Origin of the sequence: Companilactobacillus versmoldensis DSM 14857 = KCTC 3814 (assembly GCF_001434295.1) — a bacterium.
GTDB classification, from domain to species: Bacteria; Bacillota; Bacilli; order Lactobacillales; family Lactobacillaceae; genus Companilactobacillus; species Companilactobacillus versmoldensis.
This window is the reverse complement of record NZ_AZFA01000062.1, coordinates 1-337: the sequence shown is the minus strand read 5'-3', so window position 1 is coordinate 337 and position 337 is coordinate 1. Positions and strand designations below refer to the sequence as shown.

General features: G+C 45.7%; 1 pseudogene. It reads right to left on the bottom strand.

Features of this window, described 5'->3' with window-relative positions:
• A pseudogene (locus tag FC27_RS11535) lies at positions 1-337 on the bottom strand (HAD family hydrolase); the annotation flags it as partial.

The window sequence follows — 337 nt, the reverse complement described above, 5'->3', positions numbered from 1 at the left end:
TCCTTCGCTTGGGCTTCAGTAATGATTGCTTGGGCCAGCGGATGAGTCGAATTATTTTCAAGGGCGGCCAGTCGGCTTAATAACGTTGTTTCGTCAATCCCATCATTTGGAATCAATGCATTCACCGTAAATTTACCTTCTGTTAACGTGCCAGTTTTATCCAAGAGAACGTGGCTAACATGTTGACTTGCTTCAATGGCTTGGCGATTTCGAACTAATAGCCCATTTTGAGCGCCAATCGTAGTAGAACGAGAAACCACTAATGGAATCGCTAATCCTAATGCATGCGGGCAAGCAATCACGAAGACGGTCACCATGATCGTCATTGCAGTCGCCA